This is a genomic window from Paenibacillus sp. JDR-2, from assembly GCF_000023585.1.
Lineage (GTDB): Bacteria > Bacillota > Bacilli > Paenibacillales > Paenibacillaceae > Pristimantibacillus.
The window spans coordinates 3515058-3530721 of sequence record NC_012914.1 but is presented as its reverse complement, the minus strand read 5'-3'; the positions used below and the strand labels follow the sequence as shown (position 1 = coordinate 3530721).

The 15664-nt window shown below is 47.5% G+C and carries 17 protein-coding genes; 2 read left to right on the top strand and 15 right to left on the bottom strand.

All coding sequences use genetic code 11. The features are described from left to right. Positions 1–77: 77 nt before the first annotated feature. The 6 genes from PJDR2_RS15565 to PJDR2_RS15540 form a co-directional block, all read right to left on the bottom strand. The gene (locus PJDR2_RS15565; protein WP_015844668.1) at positions 78–1727 is read right to left on the bottom strand and encodes an AraC family transcriptional regulator; all 1650 of its coding nucleotides are present in this window, start codon (positions 1725–1727) and stop codon (positions 78–80) included. Continuing rightward, positions 1720–2697 carry an ABC transporter substrate-binding protein gene (locus tag PJDR2_RS15560; RefSeq protein WP_015844667.1) on the bottom strand — a complete coding sequence of 326 codons (978 nt, stop codon included), beginning with the start codon at positions 2695–2697 and terminating at the stop codon, positions 1720–1722. Before PJDR2_RS15560 ends, PJDR2_RS15565 begins: the two co-directional genes overlap by 8 nt. Positions 2698–2831: 134 nt before the next feature. Then, positions 2832–3938 carry a GerAB/ArcD/ProY family transporter gene (locus PJDR2_RS15555; RefSeq protein WP_015844666.1) on the bottom strand — a complete coding sequence of 369 codons (1107 nt, stop codon included), beginning with the start codon at positions 3936–3938 and terminating at the stop codon, positions 2832–2834. A 24-nt stretch (positions 3939–3962) separates the two neighbouring features. Further along, the gene (locus PJDR2_RS15550) at positions 3963–4175 is read right to left on the bottom strand and encodes a hypothetical protein (protein WP_015844665.1); all 213 of its coding nucleotides are present in this window, start codon (positions 4173–4175) and stop codon (positions 3963–3965) included. After that, positions 4172–5383 (bottom strand): Ger(x)C family spore germination protein, encoded by a 1212-nt coding sequence (locus PJDR2_RS15545; RefSeq protein WP_015844664.1) that lies wholly within the window; start codon positions 5381–5383, stop codon positions 4172–4174. The genes PJDR2_RS15550 and PJDR2_RS15545 overlap by 4 nt, the downstream gene beginning before the upstream one ends. Before the next feature lie 35 nt (positions 5384–5418). Further along, the gene (locus tag PJDR2_RS15540; protein ID WP_015844663.1) at positions 5419–6882 is read right to left on the bottom strand and encodes a spore germination protein; all 1464 of its coding nucleotides are present in this window, start codon (positions 6880–6882) and stop codon (positions 5419–5421) included. A gap of 210 nt (positions 6883–7092) precedes the next feature. Between PJDR2_RS15540 and PJDR2_RS15535 the strand changes: the two genes are divergently transcribed. After that, positions 7093–7350: a hypothetical protein gene (locus tag PJDR2_RS15535; RefSeq protein ID WP_015844662.1), complete on the top strand. Its 258-nt coding sequence runs from the start codon at positions 7093–7095 to the stop codon at positions 7348–7350. A gap of 54 nt (positions 7351–7404) precedes the next feature. On the opposite strand, the gene PJDR2_RS15530 is transcribed toward PJDR2_RS15535, so the two are convergent. From PJDR2_RS15530 to PJDR2_RS15490, 9 genes are all read right to left on the bottom strand, one after another. Beyond that, positions 7405–8199, bottom strand: coding sequence for an SDR family NAD(P)-dependent oxidoreductase (locus PJDR2_RS15530; protein WP_015844661.1), 795 nt, complete (start codon positions 8197–8199; stop codon positions 7405–7407). A gap of 89 nt (positions 8200–8288) precedes the next feature. Continuing rightward, entirely contained in the window at positions 8289–9311 is a 1023-nt protein-coding gene (locus tag PJDR2_RS15525) for a helix-turn-helix transcriptional regulator (RefSeq protein WP_015844660.1), read from the bottom strand. A 74-nt stretch (positions 9312–9385) separates the two neighbouring features. After that, on the bottom strand, positions 9386–9847 hold the full coding sequence (locus tag PJDR2_RS15520; protein WP_015844659.1) for an SRPBCC family protein: 462 nt from the start codon (positions 9845–9847) through the stop codon (positions 9386–9388). Positions 9848–9863: 16 nt separating this feature from the next. Continuing rightward, entirely contained in the window at positions 9864–10373 is a 510-nt protein-coding gene (locus tag PJDR2_RS15515; protein ID WP_015844658.1) for a GNAT family N-acetyltransferase, read from the bottom strand. 35 nt (positions 10374–10408) lie between these two features. After that, the gene (locus tag PJDR2_RS15510) at positions 10409–10963 is read right to left on the bottom strand and encodes a hypothetical protein (RefSeq protein ID WP_015844657.1); all 555 of its coding nucleotides are present in this window, start codon (positions 10961–10963) and stop codon (positions 10409–10411) included. A gap of 120 nt (positions 10964–11083) precedes the next feature. Beyond that, positions 11084–12265 (bottom strand): GTP-binding protein, encoded by a 1182-nt coding sequence (locus PJDR2_RS15505; protein ID WP_015844656.1) that lies wholly within the window; start codon positions 12263–12265, stop codon positions 11084–11086. A 90-nt stretch (positions 12266–12355) separates the two neighbouring features. Beyond that, a complete protein-coding gene (locus PJDR2_RS15500; protein ID WP_015844655.1) occupies positions 12356–13303 on the bottom strand; it encodes a metal ABC transporter substrate-binding protein in 948 nt (315 codons plus the stop codon). A 58-nt stretch (positions 13304–13361) separates the two neighbouring features. Further along, positions 13362–14252 (bottom strand): metal ABC transporter permease, encoded by an 891-nt coding sequence (locus tag PJDR2_RS15495; RefSeq protein ID WP_083778139.1) that lies wholly within the window; start codon positions 14250–14252, stop codon positions 13362–13364. Further along, positions 14189–14908, bottom strand: a complete 720-nt coding sequence (locus PJDR2_RS15490; protein ID WP_015844653.1) for a metal ABC transporter ATP-binding protein — start codon at positions 14906–14908, stop codon at positions 14189–14191. The genes PJDR2_RS15495 and PJDR2_RS15490 overlap by 64 nt, the downstream gene beginning before the upstream one ends. Positions 14909–15185: 277 nt before the next feature. On the opposite strand from PJDR2_RS15490, the gene PJDR2_RS15485 reads away from it, so the two are divergent. Further along, entirely contained in the window at positions 15186–15638 is a 453-nt protein-coding gene (locus PJDR2_RS15485; protein ID WP_015844652.1) for a hypothetical protein, read from the top strand. Positions 15639–15664 lie beyond the last annotated feature (26 nt).

Genomic DNA, 15664 nt, shown 5'->3' with positions numbered 1-15664 from the left:
TCCTCGTTAAGATAGGAAATATTCCTCTATTATACCATATGGAGTATGGTTTTCTAATAGGGTCCCCGTACCTGATCCTAACCCTCCGCAAGACCAAACAGCCCAGGTATATCATTCAGCAATCGTCCTATAGGTTCGGCCGCATACTCATTCCATGGTCCCTCAAAGCATCCGTATCCGAACACGATATGAATAGCTCCGGCCTGTACTGCCGGCAGCGAATGCCAGTCCTGGCTTCGGGAAAGCAACGCCCATCGCTCCTCCGCAGCCTTGGTCCGTTCAATATGAACAAGAATCCGGTCAGCCTGGAAGCCTGATAACTCGGAAGACGTTACCTGCTTGAGCCATTCAATATCCCGTACAGCCTCTGGCATACCCAGCTCCAGATCATCGTAGAGAACAGTGCCCGCTAAATAACCCCATACCGATAATTGGCTGTTTCCGACTGCAAGCACAAGAACCGTTTTCCGGCCTAGTTGCGGAGCTATTTTATTTTTGACGGCGATAACATCCCGATCGTACCTTCTCAGCCATGCCTCGGCATCCTCTTCACGGTTCAAGAACCGGGCCAATTTCGTCAGATGAGAGCGCCAATTATCCTTCCAGCTAAGAAATAAGACAGGTGCCAGCGCTCTTAGCTTATCTTGTTCTTCCGGAGGGATAAATTCTTCAATCGCCACAATTCGGTCGGGATCAGCTTGACGAAGGGCATTAAGATTAAATTCATAGTGATGGCTAAGCGGTGTTATCACTTCAAAATCGTATCTATTCCGATAGCGGTCGGTCCAATATTGATCGAGCGGCGCTGCAATCGGAATCATCTGCAGCGCTAACAGCTGCCCGAAGTTAATCCAGCTATACGCGGCGATCCTCTGCTGCCGGTTCCGCTGGTAAACAACCGGTGCGAAACCCGTGTGCTTCTTGAACAAGCTGCTGAAATAGCTTTCGTTCTTGTAGCCAATCCGCTCAACGATTTCGGCAAGCGTCAAATTCTCTTCGCTCATGAGACGCTTAGCTTCCCGAAGCCTAAGCTCCGTTCTATACTCGGCTACCCCTTTGCCATAACGCTCCTTGAACAACCTCATGAAGTGAAAGCGGCTATGTCCAGCAATACGCGCCAGCGAGTCAATGGCAATTTCGCTCGTATAGTGCCGTTCAAGCTCTAGCCGCGCCATCTCTAGCGCCATTTCCGTCTGCCGCTCCTGATGGGATAACACAAGACTAAGCAGCTCGAGCATCCCCGCTTCAGAACGAAGCCAAGCCGATGCCGTACCCTGTTTCCAGCTATCCCGGATCGTATCGTATAGCTGACCGGACACTACGGCGGGAGATATTACAGGCTCGCTCAGGAACGGGAAAAGCGGCTCTGAGCCGGATGCCAGGGAGGGGTCTTGAGGTTCCTTGGATACTGTCGTCCGTTCAAGAGAAAGGAATTCAAGCATTAACAGCTCCAGCGGCTGACCGACATAATTGGTCCATTCGATTAATTGTCCAGGCGCACAGACATACATCCAGCCCGGCTTCAGAAGGTGCAGCCGCCCGTCTATAATTAGTCGTCCGTCACTTGAATTTGACAGGAGTAGCAATTGGGAATCCGTCTTGATAAAGGAACGATCGGAAACAGGCGCTTGCGGATCATCCCGAAGCACCTGTATATTCAACAGCCGATAACAAAGCCTGGCCGCAATCATTGATTGCTGGCCAGGACCGGTTCTTTTATTAATCATGGATAACCTTTAATACATCGTCAATGATGAGTCCGTTAGCGATAATATTGGCGTTAAACCAATGGCCGGAATCCGCATCGAATACTTGGTTGTTCTGGACCGCCTGTAAAGACTTCCACAATGAATTGTCTGCAGGAGGCTTGCCGCGTCCCGGACCCGAGATGACGAAGATATAATCAACGTCCTTCAAATCCGCAAGCTTCTCAATCGAGAACGTATCGTAATCGCCCGTTACAAAGGCAGGCTGCTTGAATCCAAGCGTTTTGTAGAGCGTCTCGCCCCCATAGAAGTTTGGTCCAAACAGCTTAAAGCCCTTCTCTCCGTCCGCTTGCAGCAGGACAGCTGTTTTCTCGGCAGGAATAGCGCCTAACTGTGCCTTCGCATCCTCTACCTTCTTGTCAAACTTCTCAAGTGCCGTCTTTACGGCTTCTTCTTCATTGAGCAGCGCGCCTAGCTTCTCTAGATTTCCCCGCCAGTCCGCTTCGTTGTCGGACAAGACATAGGTTGGAGCAATTTTTGCAAATTGCTCGTAGCTTCCGTCCGCCAGATAAGTCGGCGCCAGGAAGATGATAAGATCAGGGCTGTAGGACAGAGCCTCCTCCGGCTTCATCCCGCCCTCCATATTCAAGACAGGAACGTCATTAAGCTGATCCTGCAAATATTGCTGCGGTACGCCGGCAGCACCCCATTGTGCCGCTGGCTTTAAGCCTAGTGCGGTAAGCGGGTCTTCCAGAAACGGCGCAAGCACCTTTTTCGGATGGGCAGGCACTTTCACTTCATGCCCCATTGCATCCTTCAAAGTACGTACTGCGTTATCGTCAGCAGGCTCTTCGGACGAACTCGCCGATGAAGCATTGGCCGAAGGCGTGGTTGACTCCGCATTTCCGTTATTGTTGCTGCCGCATGCGGCCAAGAGGGCAATTAACATTAGAATAATTGCCGATTGTGTAAAGCGCGTCATTTTTTTCATGTTCGACTGACTCCTATAAATGAAATTGATTATCATTATCTAGGAACAAGTATAGTATCTTCGACACGGCTTGTGAATCATGATTTGTGCGGTTTTTTCAAAAACCACCGCATTTTTTCTGTTTTACGATCCGTTTAAGAGGATTGGTGCGCTGTTTTCCATTTTTGTCGCACAAATCCAAGACCTAAAAGCAGAACCGGAACAATAATTAAATAAAAAGACGAGGCTTTCCCCCATACCTTCTGAATAATTTCGCCGACATAAACGGTATTAATATAGGTATTCCAAGCGATTATGATGAAAATGACGGCAAGCGGCAGAATCAGATGACTGGGATCCTTCATTCCGAATACGGTACGCAGGCCGCTTAAAGTCGAATGGAACAGCAACGAAATTTTGATAAAGAAGGTTAAAATCCAAATCGTAATCAAAATGCCCTCTACCCTTTGAAAAAAATTGCCTACGTTAATATCTTTGGCCAGTTCAAAAGCCGGAAAGGTGCTGTTCTCCGTTTGTTCGATTCCAAGCACCAGGATGCTTAGGAGCACAATGAGAAATAGAGCAAGGTTGCCTGCCAGTGATCCGGTAAGGTAAGGCTTCCAGCTGCCTTTATTCGTGTTTATCAACGGATAAAACATCATTAAGACAACAAGCTCTTGAAACATGGAGTTATGTCCGCCAGCCTTAAGCGCAGGCATCATGCCTTCCTCCAGCACAGGCTGGATATGCTCCCACTGAATCTGGGGAGTAAGAGAAAGAATCAGGATAAGATACAGGAAGAATACCCACGGAAACAGGAGCTCGCTGACTCTCGCCAGCACCACAACCCCTAAGCGCGCACTCATAACCGCTGCAAACAGGAATAACATTTCGATAGCCTCTATCGGCGTTTCCGGCATCATTTCACTGGTTAGGAAGAAACCAAGATTCCCTAACAAGGTTCCGGATAATACAAGAAAATAAAATAAATAGAGCAGTGTTATTCCCTTCCCCAGCCATTTGCCAAAGACGCTCTCAAGGATCTCGAACAGCGTTTGGCCGGGATAAAGGCGGCAAAGAGCGATATAGAGAATAACCATACCCGCGTTAATGATGAGACTAATCAACGAAGCAATCCATGCATCTTCCCTGGCTATATGCGCGATCCCGGCAGGCGTGACCAGAATGGATGTACCAATCGTCAGGCAAAAGGCAAATATAAAGAACTGCTTCGTATCGATTTGTGCTTGTTTGTCTTGCATCACCAAGTGCGTTCCCCTTTCTCATCAACCTGTTAAAAGTCCGGTTACAGCTTTCACCCAATCTAGGGGCCGAAGATAAGGCCATTCCAGCCAATTGGCTATCAAAGCCACAGTAGCTAATCCCCATACAAGGAGAAAGGCTGTCATATCCCGCGCGGATTTGAACTTTACTATTTTTGGAATTTCCGTCACAAGAACAACCGCCAGAAATACCATCAGTCCAATATCCCAGTTCATTTCTCCTCCATCTGCCGCTCCAGCGATTGAACGATGGAACCGACACGCCGCATTTGGACTTCCGTCTTCACAGACACCGGGGAGGTCCGGAAGACCTCATCCCAATTCTCGCGGTACTTCTTCCATGCCTTCGGATATTTCCGATGGAGCTCCTCGCCAAAGCCGAATATATCCGAGCCGTATTCCTGTTGAACCTTCTTAATGTGCCGGGATATATTACTGTTGAACTTATCCTCCAAAATATGGCCGATTTCTTCCATATTGGCCGCTTTGCTAAGGTCGATCGTGCACTGTACGGCGTTTACGTTCGCTTCTATTTTCAATTTCACCGAAAATTCCGGCCTGCCTTCTTCGTTAAGCTTTACACCGTAGGTTCTCTTGGCTCCGTAAATAATAAAGCCGACCGATCCGTCATCACCGGGGCATGGAATATTCCCGATGGTCGTATTAACGCCATTCAACATATAATTGACAGCCTTGCTCGCGGACTCGTCCAGCCAACCCACAAGCTTATCTTTTTGGAATACGGCAATCCCCGCATGATGCAGCATCGTTTTGGGCGTAGTTGCCTGAATGTTTTTCAAGGAGCTTCCCGTGTCGACGTTGCCATGCACTTCGACTCCCGACAGGATAGGGTTGGAACCGCCTCTCTCAAGCTCGGTAACAAATGTTTTAATTGTTACTTTGCCTGTAGCCGCCCAATTCTTATTGGCAACCATAATGGAAGAATAAAGGGAACTTGCCGGGACATGTTCGAATGGCGTCATGATTTCCAACACCTCATCCGCTTTGGAGCCCTTGGCTACCAGCATATAGAAGTCATCCCTAAGCTGATGGTCACGAGCTACGAAATCAAGCACATCGCTTATCCCTTTGCGGGCTAACCCTTCTCCAAGCACAAGCACGCGAATATGGGAAAGGTACATTAATCGCGGCGCCGAGCTAAGCATACGCTGCAGGGCATCCGGTATAGTAGCACCCGTTGCTTTGTAAGTAACAACGGGCAGACTGCCGAACGAATTTTCTTTTTGCTTGCCGAGACTCCCCGAATTCAGAACTTGCGCCGACACTGTGAAGCCTTTCTCGTGAAGGTCGACTCCTAGCGCCATTACGACGGCCAATTCATTCAATTCTTTCCGGCTCCAACACCCGGGCAGCAACATCAAGCTTATTATTATTAAGGAGAGAGCCCATCTGCGCTTGAACATCGGCAACGATCCCGCCTTTTAATTAATGGCATTAACTACTCTTTGCTGAAATACTTTTTTACGGTTCGGCGCGATAGCCTCAGGAAGGTATCCTTCTGGCTATTCCAGTTCATTGGAGCCATTGATTTCATGTAAGGAACGCCTAAAGACTGCAGGCTGCAAAGATGCATGGCGATCATAATCATCGCGATAATGATCCCGTACAGTCCAAAGGATGCGGAAATTCCCATGATGATAAAACGGAGCATCCGAACCGATATGCCGATATTAAAGGCCGGCAAGGCAAAGTTCGAAATCGCGGTAATGGAGACTACGATAACCATAGCCGCCGACACCAGCCCTGCCTCTACGGCCGCTTGTCCGATAACAAGCGTACCTACGATGGATACGGACTGACCAATCGATTTCGGCAGGCGGATCCCGGCCTCCCGCAAGATTTCAAACGTAACTTCCATAATCATCGCTTCGATAAAAGCGGGAAACGGTATTCCTTCGCGTTGCCCGATCAGACTAACGAGCAGGTTGGTCGGAATCATCTCTTGATGAAACGTTGTAATCGCAATATAAAAAGATGGTGTCAGCAAAGAAACCAGAAAGCACACGTAGCGGAGCAGACGTACCAGACTCGCAAAGTCTCCCCGTTGATAATAATCCTCGCTGGACTGAAAAAATTGCGCAAACACGGCAGGAACGATAAGAACAAACGGCGTGCCTTCAACCAGTATCGCAATACGCCCTTCCAACAGCGCCGAAGCGACGACATCCGGACGTTCCGTATTATAGACGGTTGGAAAGGGGCTGTATTTCTTATCCTGAATCATTTCTTCGATATAGTTGCTTTCTAGCACGCTATCGAGCTTGAGCTTATCCAGCCTTCTTCGAAGCTCGGTAAGCACCTGTTGGTCCGCTATCCCTTCTACATACATGACAGAGACACCGGTATTCGTCTGTTCTCCAAACTTTCGGTACTCGTTACGGAGCTTGGGGTTTTGAATTCGACGCCGGACAAGGGCCGTGTTTTCCTGCAAAGACTCCGTAAAGCCTTCCCGCGGACCACGAACCACCGATTGGGAGGTTGCCTCTTGCACGGCTCGCTGCTTAAGCGCCGCTGCTCCGACATACAGCGCTGTGGTTGCCCCTTCTATATATACAATGGCATTTCCGCTTAACAGTTGAGCTTCAAGCTCCTCGTAAGTTCGGATAAATCCCACTTTGCCTTGCGTAATGGTTCTTTCGTACAACAGCTGCTGGCATGTTGCGGGATGCCCGCTATCCATAGCTTCGAATAAAGAGCTGTCCTTATGAATCGCTTCAATAATATAGCGGGGCTCGCTTAATCCCTCTATGTATATGATTACAGCCTGGTATGCTCCAATCCGTAACTGTCGATAGATCAGATCACTGCTTGTGCCAAACCGGGCTTGAATCTGTTCCATAAAAAGAGACAGAGCCGCTGGCAATTCGCCATTCCGGCTCTCTGTTCTGTTCACATCCGTCATGGCGCTAGACCTCCTGACACATAGTGTAACCTGCCGTAAATTGGTATATGCAAATTTTTACCGTCTATTGCATGAGGAATCGGTCTGCAATATCTTTTTCGCTGCCTAAAGAATGTTTCGGACTTTAAAGGGACATGCTAGTATTCAATGTCTGTTTAGCGAATGTTGCGAGGAAGGCTTGCGAAGCAAACTTATTTAGGAGGATTATTCATGATCGAAACCCCTCACATTACAGCTGCAAATGAGCTAAAAACGGATGAAGAGATCCGGAAAGTAATGGCTTCCAAAGAGCCTGTTATCGTATATCAGGACCGGATGCGGTTAAGACCGCCTCTTCCGATCATTGCCTACAATGACGATATGGTCAAAATTGCGGACGGGACAACGTTTCTGCGCAGTGTAACGCATTTCTATACGTTAAGCGATGAAGAGAAAGTAAAGTATAATATCAGCGAGCCAAAAGCATAAAAAAACGGCTGCCCAAGTATTCGCTTGTGGCAGCCGTTTTTATGGTTAACCGTTTTAGAAAATAGTCGGCACCATTCCCCCATCCATACGGATAGGCGAACCTTTAAAAGCCGAAGCATCCGGGCTGCATACAAAAGCAGCTAATCGGCCTATCTCGCTTGGCCTGATGAACCTTTGAATCTCCGATTGGGGAAGATTTGCGGCCATAAATCTTTTCTCCTTTTCAGCAAAAGGGATAGCTTCTTCCGAATAAATATGCTCGATAATCTGATGCACGTTCTCGGAAAGCGTTGGCCCCGGCAAAATGGAATTAACCGTTACTTCCGCACCTGCGGTTAATTTGGATAAGCTCTTGGACAAGGATAACAGCATCGATTTGGTCATCGCATATTGCGGCATTTGACCAGACGGCATTAGCGCTTCTTCGCTTGCAATAAAGAGAATGCGTCCAAAGCCGTTGCTCAACATTTTGGGCAGATAGTATTTGCATAAATCATTGGCTGCAAGCACATTCGTATGGAAGTATCGCTCCCAGACATCATGCTCGACGTCTTCGTAAGCCATGATTTCATAAACGCCTGCGTTGTTCACAACGATATCTACTTGCGAATGCCTCTCGAACAAGGCTTCAACCTGCTTCCTATCCGTGAGATCGGCTGCAGCATTTTGCGGAGAGGTTGCGGGGAATAACGCTTTAATCTCCTGTACGGTTCTCTCGGCTTCTTCCGCGTCACGGCCGTTAATCAACACATGAACGCCTTCCCGGGCCAGCTCTATAGCAATGGCTTTGCCGATTCCTTTCGTAGAACCAGTCACCAACGCAGTTTTGTTCGTTAATCGCATATCCATATTCTCTATCTCCTTTGTTACTTGGGATAGTGAATATACTACCTTGTCCGGAACGGTTGGTAACTAGTCCTCTGCGCCAATCTTCTTGCTCAACGCGCCAAAGAACAAGACTTACCGTTTTGTTTGACCCTCCAATTCGCTGGTGTCTCCCCTTCCCATGCGCGGAATGCCCGATAGAACGAGTTCTGATCTTCATATCCGATTAAAAAGGCCACCTCATGAATCTCAAGAGCTGGGTCCTTCAAGTAAATCAACGCCATTTCATGTCTGACATGCGACAAAATTTTCTTAAAGCTTGTCCTTTCTTCCGTAAGCCTGCGCTGAAGCGTTCGTTCGCTCATGCCGAGGTCCCGGGCGACAATCAGCATATCAGGACGACTGCCTGCCAGGTCGCGTTTTATTATTCTCTCGACGGTTTGAACGATGGTGAACTGGCTTTGCCGTTCATCTAACGTACGCTCCAGTGCCGGTGTCAGAATCTCGAGCAATTCTTCATTATAGGAAAGAAAAGGCCGGTCCAAGTCACTGCGTTTCAGCGTCAATCGATTATTATCGGCTCCAAATCGGACGGGACAGCCAAAATAAGCCTCAAGAGCACTAGCTTCCATAAACGGAAAAGAAAATTCAACAAGCTTGGCGTTGATAGGCTGACCCGTACCTCTGCGGCCTAGCTCCAGAAGTGTCGCTAACGTAATCGCCACAAGCATCGGAGGCCCGGATTGCTGCGGATCTGACCAGCTTAGTTGAATATGACATTCTTCCCCTTCCTCTGTGATGTGAAGACTTTCTGGCGGACAGAGCCGTTTATATTTTGCCATGCGTTTTAGTGCATCACGATAGTCTCGGGCATGGTACGTCGCTAACATAGAAGGCGGGTATTGAGTTGTATCATAGGCGGTTGAAAGCTTAACAACAGCCTTGGATATATCGCCAACAAGCTCAGAATACGCCTGCCATATTGCGAAATATTGCGTTGTCGCAACTCCTTCCGGTCTCTCGATTTGGGCTAAAGTCAGCTGTGACTTAGCAGCAATATCCTGCACGGAGAAGCCTATTTCACGCAACCCGGTCCAGAATCCTGGCGGGATTTTAATCCGGTCATGAGATGTCATGCTGCTTAACCCCCTTATGGGTTACTATGTTCGTATCACTCATTAGTTTACATAATATATTTTCTGTAATCCATTTAACTAGGCCGTTTGTTTTCTGCTTGAAGCTTGATACATTCGTTCCGCTGCATAAGAAATCGTTCCATATAGGAGCGTAAAAAAAGAACATCCGCTAATCTGCCAAGCGGTCCAAGCGGTGAGGTATAGTCGAAAATATCCGTCATAAGCGTTCCGCCATCACGCGCTTCAAATCGATGTTCATGCTTGAACCGCTTAAAGGCGCCGCTGACCATTTCATCCACAAACCGGTGTGGCCGTTCGAATTCCGAAATAACTGCCGTAAGCTGCTGGCGAACTCCAAAATGAGTTGCTTCCCAAGTAACGGTCTCCCCTCGTTCGATTAACCCGCTTGTCCGGCCTTTCACCGCTCGTTCCTTGGTTTGAGAAGTGGACTCCATGTGAATCTCAATACTGCGGGAAAGATCAAAGCACACCTCAACTGGCGCATGGATAAAAAGAGTTTGTACGATAACAGGCAAGAGAGAACCTCCGATCTTACACGAATGCAATTTCCTTTTCCATAATAAAATCATCCATAACGTAGCCATTGCCAATGTCCGCTACTTGCTCACGCACGTTAACAAAGCCTTTTTTCTCATAAACCGCGATACTGGATGCGTTATCCCGGTTAACCGTCAGCCAAATATGGCTTAATCCGCGCTCTTTGCACAGCTGCTCAATAAACTGCATGGCTTGACTGGCAAAGCCATGACCGCGAGATTCCTTTGATACGTAAAACTTGCTTAAGAACAGCTTCCCGTTATCTACTCGAATGGATATATAGCCGGCTGCGGAGCCGTCTTGTTGCTGCAGCAAGTAATATTCATATCTTTGATTTTGAATCTGATCGGTTACCGCGGATACGGATTGAAACTTCTCAATCATATAGTCAATCTGCTCGATAGTAATCATGGATACGTAATGCTCTCGCCAGATTTGCTCCGCCAAGCGAGCAACCTCCGTAATCTGTTCTGCTGTATGGACCTTCGTAAAATCTATCTTCATCTAAGTACCTGCCTTTTCCGCGTTATCATTCCATTTTACCCTATCCACTCTTCAAATTCATGCGTTCTCCATTCATGGTCGGTGATCTGCTGCTCATTTTCGATAACGATATTAGAGGCATGCCGAATTAATATTTGCCCTTCCAATTGAATATCTTCTTGGTAATCCGTCAGCACGCCATTTCCGATAAGAGCTAGCGAAGCCGCAGCATACCATCCTGCACGCATTTCAAAGCTGTCGTGTGCACTAATGCCGAAATGTACTAATGTTTCTGCTTCTTTTAGTTTCATTTCTATTGAGCTCAAACGCTGATTTTTATCAAACAGCTTTGAAAACAATCCCTTTTTCTTGTTCTTCAAATCGATTTGCTCCGCATACCATTCAAACCCCGTCAACAACTCCAAATTATTTAATCGTTTATTTGGGCAATCATGAACCACGATTTTAAAGGGGAGAAATCCAGAATGGTTCTGAAATGAGAACGCCGGAAAGATCTCCGCATCCATATTAAATTTTCTAATCTCAGCTAACCAGTCTGGAATCATTTGATCGTTCAGACCTTTAAGATGCACGGATAAATCATAGCTCATTTTTATTTAATCCCCTTTAGCTAGTACTTTTCTACAAACGTAAAATAATTCGGCGATAAACTTTCTGGTCCTTCCTTTTAATAAAAAAAGCCAGCCATTACAATAATGGCTGGCTTCCTTCTAATGGATATCTGGCAGCGTATCTTTGAATCGGGACCAGTCTTCAAGCATCTCGGATTCCGTTAAGAGACATTCGTCTAGTGTTTCGTTTATGGAGTCCCGGTCCATCTTAATGCCAATAAACACGACTTTATTGATCCGGTCCCCATACTCTGGAGACCAACTGTCATGCAGCTCGGGATACTCCCGGAGGTACATTTCCTGCTCCGCTTGCGGCAGCGATGCAATCCAATAACCGGACGGACCGAATTGAATAGAAGGGCCAGCCTGGCTTATATTTTGTCCGATATTGTTCCTGGAAGCGACCCACATGACCCCTTTGGCCCGCACTACCTCCTCCGGCCAGTTTTTAAGCCATTTCTTCAATCTTTCGGGATGAAACGGCTTAACGCGCTCATAGACGAAGGAAGAAATTCCGTACTCCTCTGTTTCAGGCGTATGCTCGGGCTTTGATAGCTCCTTCACCCAGCCGGCAGACTGGCTCGCTTCGTCGAAGTCGAACAAGCCTGTATTTAATATCTCTGCCGGATGAACTTGCCCGTTAACTGTTCGGATCAGCTTGGCACGAGGCTGGAGCTTTCTTAACACGCCTTCCAATTCAACTAGTTCATTCTCTTCGATCATGTCACACTTGTTAAGCAGCAATACATCGCAGAATTCAATCTGATCGATCAACAGATCAACAACTTCGCGCGTATCGTCATTTCCTACAGCCTGACTCCGGGCGAGCAGCGACTCACCGGAGGAAAAATCATGCCAAAACCGGTTAGCATCCACGACCGTTACCATACAATCAAGCTGGCAGAAACGGGAGAGGTCGATCCCTTGCTCTTCATCGATATAAGTAAAGGTCTGGGCGACTGGGACAGGTTCGCCTACACCGGTAGACTCGATTAATATGTAATCGAATCGTCCATCCATAGCTAACCTCTCCACTTCACGCAGCAAATCCTCCCGTAGCGTGCAGCAGATACAGCCATTCGACATTTCCACCAGCTTCTCATCGGTACGCGAGAGGCCGCCTCCCTCTTTAATAAGTCCTGCATCGATATTCACTTCGCTTAAATCGTTCACGATAACGGCAACCTTCATGCCTTGCCGGTTATTCAGAACATGATTGAGAACCGTCGTTTTGCCGGCGCCCAAGTAGCCGCTTAGCACGGTTACGGGTATTTTTTTCATAACGCTCTCCCCTTTTCCGTAATCATTACTATTAAACGCGATAGAAAAAGCCGGGCTTCTTCCCAGCGCGTCTACCTCTTCTTCGCCAAATTATTCGTTGAGTGCTTTCTTTAATGCTTCAAGATTATTGGTCATGATGCCGATGTAGTCCAGGTTATTCTTGATATCTTCCGCGGCCAATCCTTCCAGCGGGTTAAGTACATCCGTTGCCGCGCCTATCTCGTCTGCTACAACTTGCGCGACCTTTGGATCAACAAGCGTTTCGAAGAAAATCGTCTGAACCTGATGCTCCTTCGCGAATTCAACAACCTCCGCCATTTCATCCGGAGAAGGCTCTTGCTCCGGCGATAATCCGGAAATCGGAATTTGAGTGAGTCCGTATTGCTTAGCCAAATAACCAAATGCCGCATGCTGGGTGACAAATTCTTTATGCTTGGCGTTTGTTAACGCATCCTTGAAGGCAAGATCCAGCTCTTGTAACTTCGCGACATATTGATCCGCATTTTTCTTGTAATCCTCCTTGTTGCCGGGATCCGCCTGCTCCAATGCGGCCTGGATCGCCCTTACCTCTTGCTGGGCAAGTACCGGATCAAGCCAAACATGGGGATCCAGATGCGATTCTTCTTCATGAGAATGCTCCTCCTCTTCGCCATGCTCGTGCTCTTCTCCCTCCATCAATGAAATGCCTTTGCTCGCTTCCACAACTACACGCTGCTCGTTCGCTGCACTGGATAAGGCACTGTCAACCCAGCCTTCAACGATACCGTTATAGACAAACACATCCGCGTCTTTAATGGCAGCCATATCTTTTGCGCTTGGTTCCCAGTCATGCGGCTCAGATCCGGAAGGAATCAGAGCTACAACATCCGCATGGTCACCTGCAACCTGCTTGCTGAATTCATACATCGGATAAAAGGTTGTAACCACCTTCAGCTTGCCATCCGAACTTGTCGTCTCTTTCGCTTGATTGCCGCATCCGGCCAGGATTAAAGACAATCCTGCTCCAAGTACAATCGATTTTTTCAACCAGGATTTCATAATAAAAAGCACCTCCAAATTTGTTTTATATCTCTACCTAACTTCATGGAAATTAGGACTAAGACCAATGTTCGTTATCCGCTGCTCTGTGGCGTCGGGATACGGGGATTTCCGGTCGGATAACCATCCTGCTGGATCTCTTTGATCCAAGCGCAAAAAGCTTTTTCAGGCCTAAGCCTGCCGCTAAAAACAGCAGAAGAACAAAAGCAATCGTGCCTCCGGGGGGCGTACTTAACTCGTAGGACGCGGTTAAGCCCGTAAACGTACCGGTTAAGCCGATTCCCATCGATATAAGGATCGCCGCGGTGAAGCTTGACGAGATTCGGACGGACAGAGCTGCCGGCAAAATAATAAGAGCGGACACGAGCAGCACGCCTACAATCGGCATTGCTGCGGCTACGATCATGCCTGTTACGATGCTGAATCCAAAGGAAATCCACTGAACGGGTATTCCGCTTGTTCTAGCCGATTCTTCGTCGAAGGAAACAATATAGAGCGGTCTTCGCAGCAGGAAGAAAAACAAAGCGCCAATTAATGCAGCTGCGAGCATAATCATAAGTTCCGTCCGGTTGACGGCAACTACGGAGCCAAACAAATAAGAGGAGAAGCTTTTGTTAACCGTCTTATTCATGGTCATCAGAATAACAGACAACGAGAGGCCGCCGACCATAATAATGGCTACGGAAAGCTCGCTATACGTTTTATAGGCTTTACGGACGTATTCCACCGCAATTGCGCCGATGACAGCTACGATAAATCCCGATAGGGATGGATTAATCCCAAGGTATGTACCTGCAGCCACTCCCGCCAACGAAACATGCGAGAGCATGTCGGCCATTAAGGCCTGCCTTCTCAGAAGCAAATAAACGCCAAGCGCCGAAGCAATTAATGCAATGATTCCGCCGGCGAAAAATGCCCGCTGCATGAAGTCGTAGTGCAGCATTTCCAGCCACCTTCCTCTCTTCTCTCAAGGGAGATAATCCGGTCCAGCATGCCGTCCATCTCAGACAGGTTATGGGTCACAATTACGACCGTCTTGCCATACTGATCGATTTGCTCACGCATTAGCTGATAGAAATCTCTCCGGCTTTCTTTGTCCATACCGGTTGTCGGCTCATCGAGAACAAACATATCAGGTGACATAGCGAGTGCCCTGGCGATACAAATTCTTTGCTTTTGTCCGCCCGAAAGCTCTCCGATCCGGCGATTGCGGAGCTCCCATACGCCCATGCTTTTCATCGCTTCATCCGCGGCTTGTTTGGCCTCCTGGCTTAGCTTTCTGAGCCAATTCCGGCTTTGCGAGTAAAGGCCGGAACGTACAAACTCGGTCACTTGACTAGGGAACCCGCTGTTAAATGCGGCTATCTGCTGCGGCACATACGCCACAGCAAGCTTGTCGCCGTTAACGTTTATTGGCGATAAGCTCACCTTCCCTTGCCAAGGGTGAAGCAGCTGTAAAGCAAGCTTAAGCAAAGTAGATTTGGAGGCACCGTTCTGACCGGTAACCGCAATGAATTCTCCCGAGTGAACCTCGATGTTCGCCATTTCCAGACAAGGAACATCTCCGTACCCGAAGGTCACATCCTGAAGAGAGGCAAGCAGCAATATAATCATCCTTCCTGTTCAAAAAAATCGTTATTGCCGTATCTTATTTCGTAACTATTACGATTAGATATCAAATAAAAAGTTCAACATCGCCGTTGAACGTAATAATTACGTATAAGTAACAATAACAGAAGAAAGCTTAATCGTCAACATTACGATTAAGCTTTCTGTTCATAAAAATGAATATATCCACTGTAATAACCATAATTTTGATCAGGAAGTAATTCTCCCATTCTCATTCATGACCCCAATAATTAATGAAAGCGAGGAAGAAATAATGCCTAGTATTCTGCAGCATTCCACTCAAGACATACAGCCAGGCAACGGTTCTCTCCCCCTGCAATTAACCCAAAATGTCGAAACCTTGCTAACATCCATTTGGTTGACCGCGCTTAATCCCGCGAATCAGCTTGTCTTTTGGGGCAATGCAGGCTGGTCCGTACAATTATTGAACCTATCCGTTACTCCGCAATTGACCTTTCGAATTCGGCAAAACGGCTTTAGTCCATCCGATCCCGTCATTTTTCAAACAACCGACTCCTTGTTGTTTCCCGGGAACATGGGCTTTATTACATTGACGAGTTTCCATACCTCTTTTACCCATACCAAAACTCCGGATCCCGCAAAAATCAATATAGCGGTTCCTTATTATTTGACCGTATCCTACTTTGGATTAGGTAATGTAGCGATCTCTGGCCCTGTCAATTTGACAGGCCAAGTGTTAGGCTAGTTAAAATTGTACGAGAGGGCGTGAAA

Coding starts and splice junctions, on each gene's coding strand:
- PJDR2_RS15565 (WP_015844668.1), bottom strand. CDS start 1,727: ATGATTAATAAAAGAACCGGTCCTGGCCAGCAATCAATGATTGCGGCC.
- PJDR2_RS15560 (WP_015844667.1), bottom strand. CDS start 2,697: ATGAAAAAAATGACGCGCTTTACACAATCGGCAATTATTCTAATGTTA.
- PJDR2_RS15555 (WP_015844666.1), bottom strand. CDS start 3,938: ATGCAAGACAAACAAGCACAAATCGATACGAAGCAGTTCTTTATATTT.
- PJDR2_RS15550 (WP_015844665.1), bottom strand. CDS start 4,175: ATGAACTGGGATATTGGACTGATGGTATTTCTGGCGGTTGTTCTTGTG.
- PJDR2_RS15545 (WP_015844664.1), bottom strand. CDS start 5,383: ATGTTCAAGCGCAGATGGGCTCTCTCCTTAATAATAATAAGCTTGATG.
- PJDR2_RS15540 (WP_015844663.1), bottom strand. CDS start 6,882: ATGACGGATGTGAACAGAACAGAGAGCCGGAATGGCGAATTGCCAGCG.
- PJDR2_RS15535 (WP_015844662.1), top strand. CDS start 7,093: ATGATCGAAACCCCTCACATTACAGCTGCAAATGAGCTAAAAACGGAT.
- PJDR2_RS15530 (WP_015844661.1), bottom strand. CDS start 8,199: ATGGATATGCGATTAACGAACAAAACTGCGTTGGTGACTGGTTCTACG.
- PJDR2_RS15525 (WP_015844660.1), bottom strand. CDS start 9,311: ATGACATCTCATGACCGGATTAAAATCCCGCCAGGATTCTGGACCGGG.
- PJDR2_RS15515 (WP_015844658.1), bottom strand. CDS start 10,373: ATGAAGATAGATTTTACGAAGGTCCATACAGCAGAACAGATTACGGAG.
- PJDR2_RS15510 (WP_015844657.1), bottom strand. CDS start 10,963: ATGAGCTATGATTTATCCGTGCATCTTAAAGGTCTGAACGATCAAATG.
- PJDR2_RS15505 (WP_015844656.1), bottom strand. CDS start 12,265: ATGAAAAAAATACCCGTAACCGTGCTAAGCGGCTACTTGGGCGCCGGC.
- PJDR2_RS15500 (WP_015844655.1), bottom strand. CDS start 13,303: ATGAAATCCTGGTTGAAAAAATCGATTGTACTTGGAGCAGGATTGTCT.
- PJDR2_RS15485 (WP_015844652.1), top strand. CDS start 15,186: ATGCCTAGTATTCTGCAGCATTCCACTCAAGACATACAGCCAGGCAAC.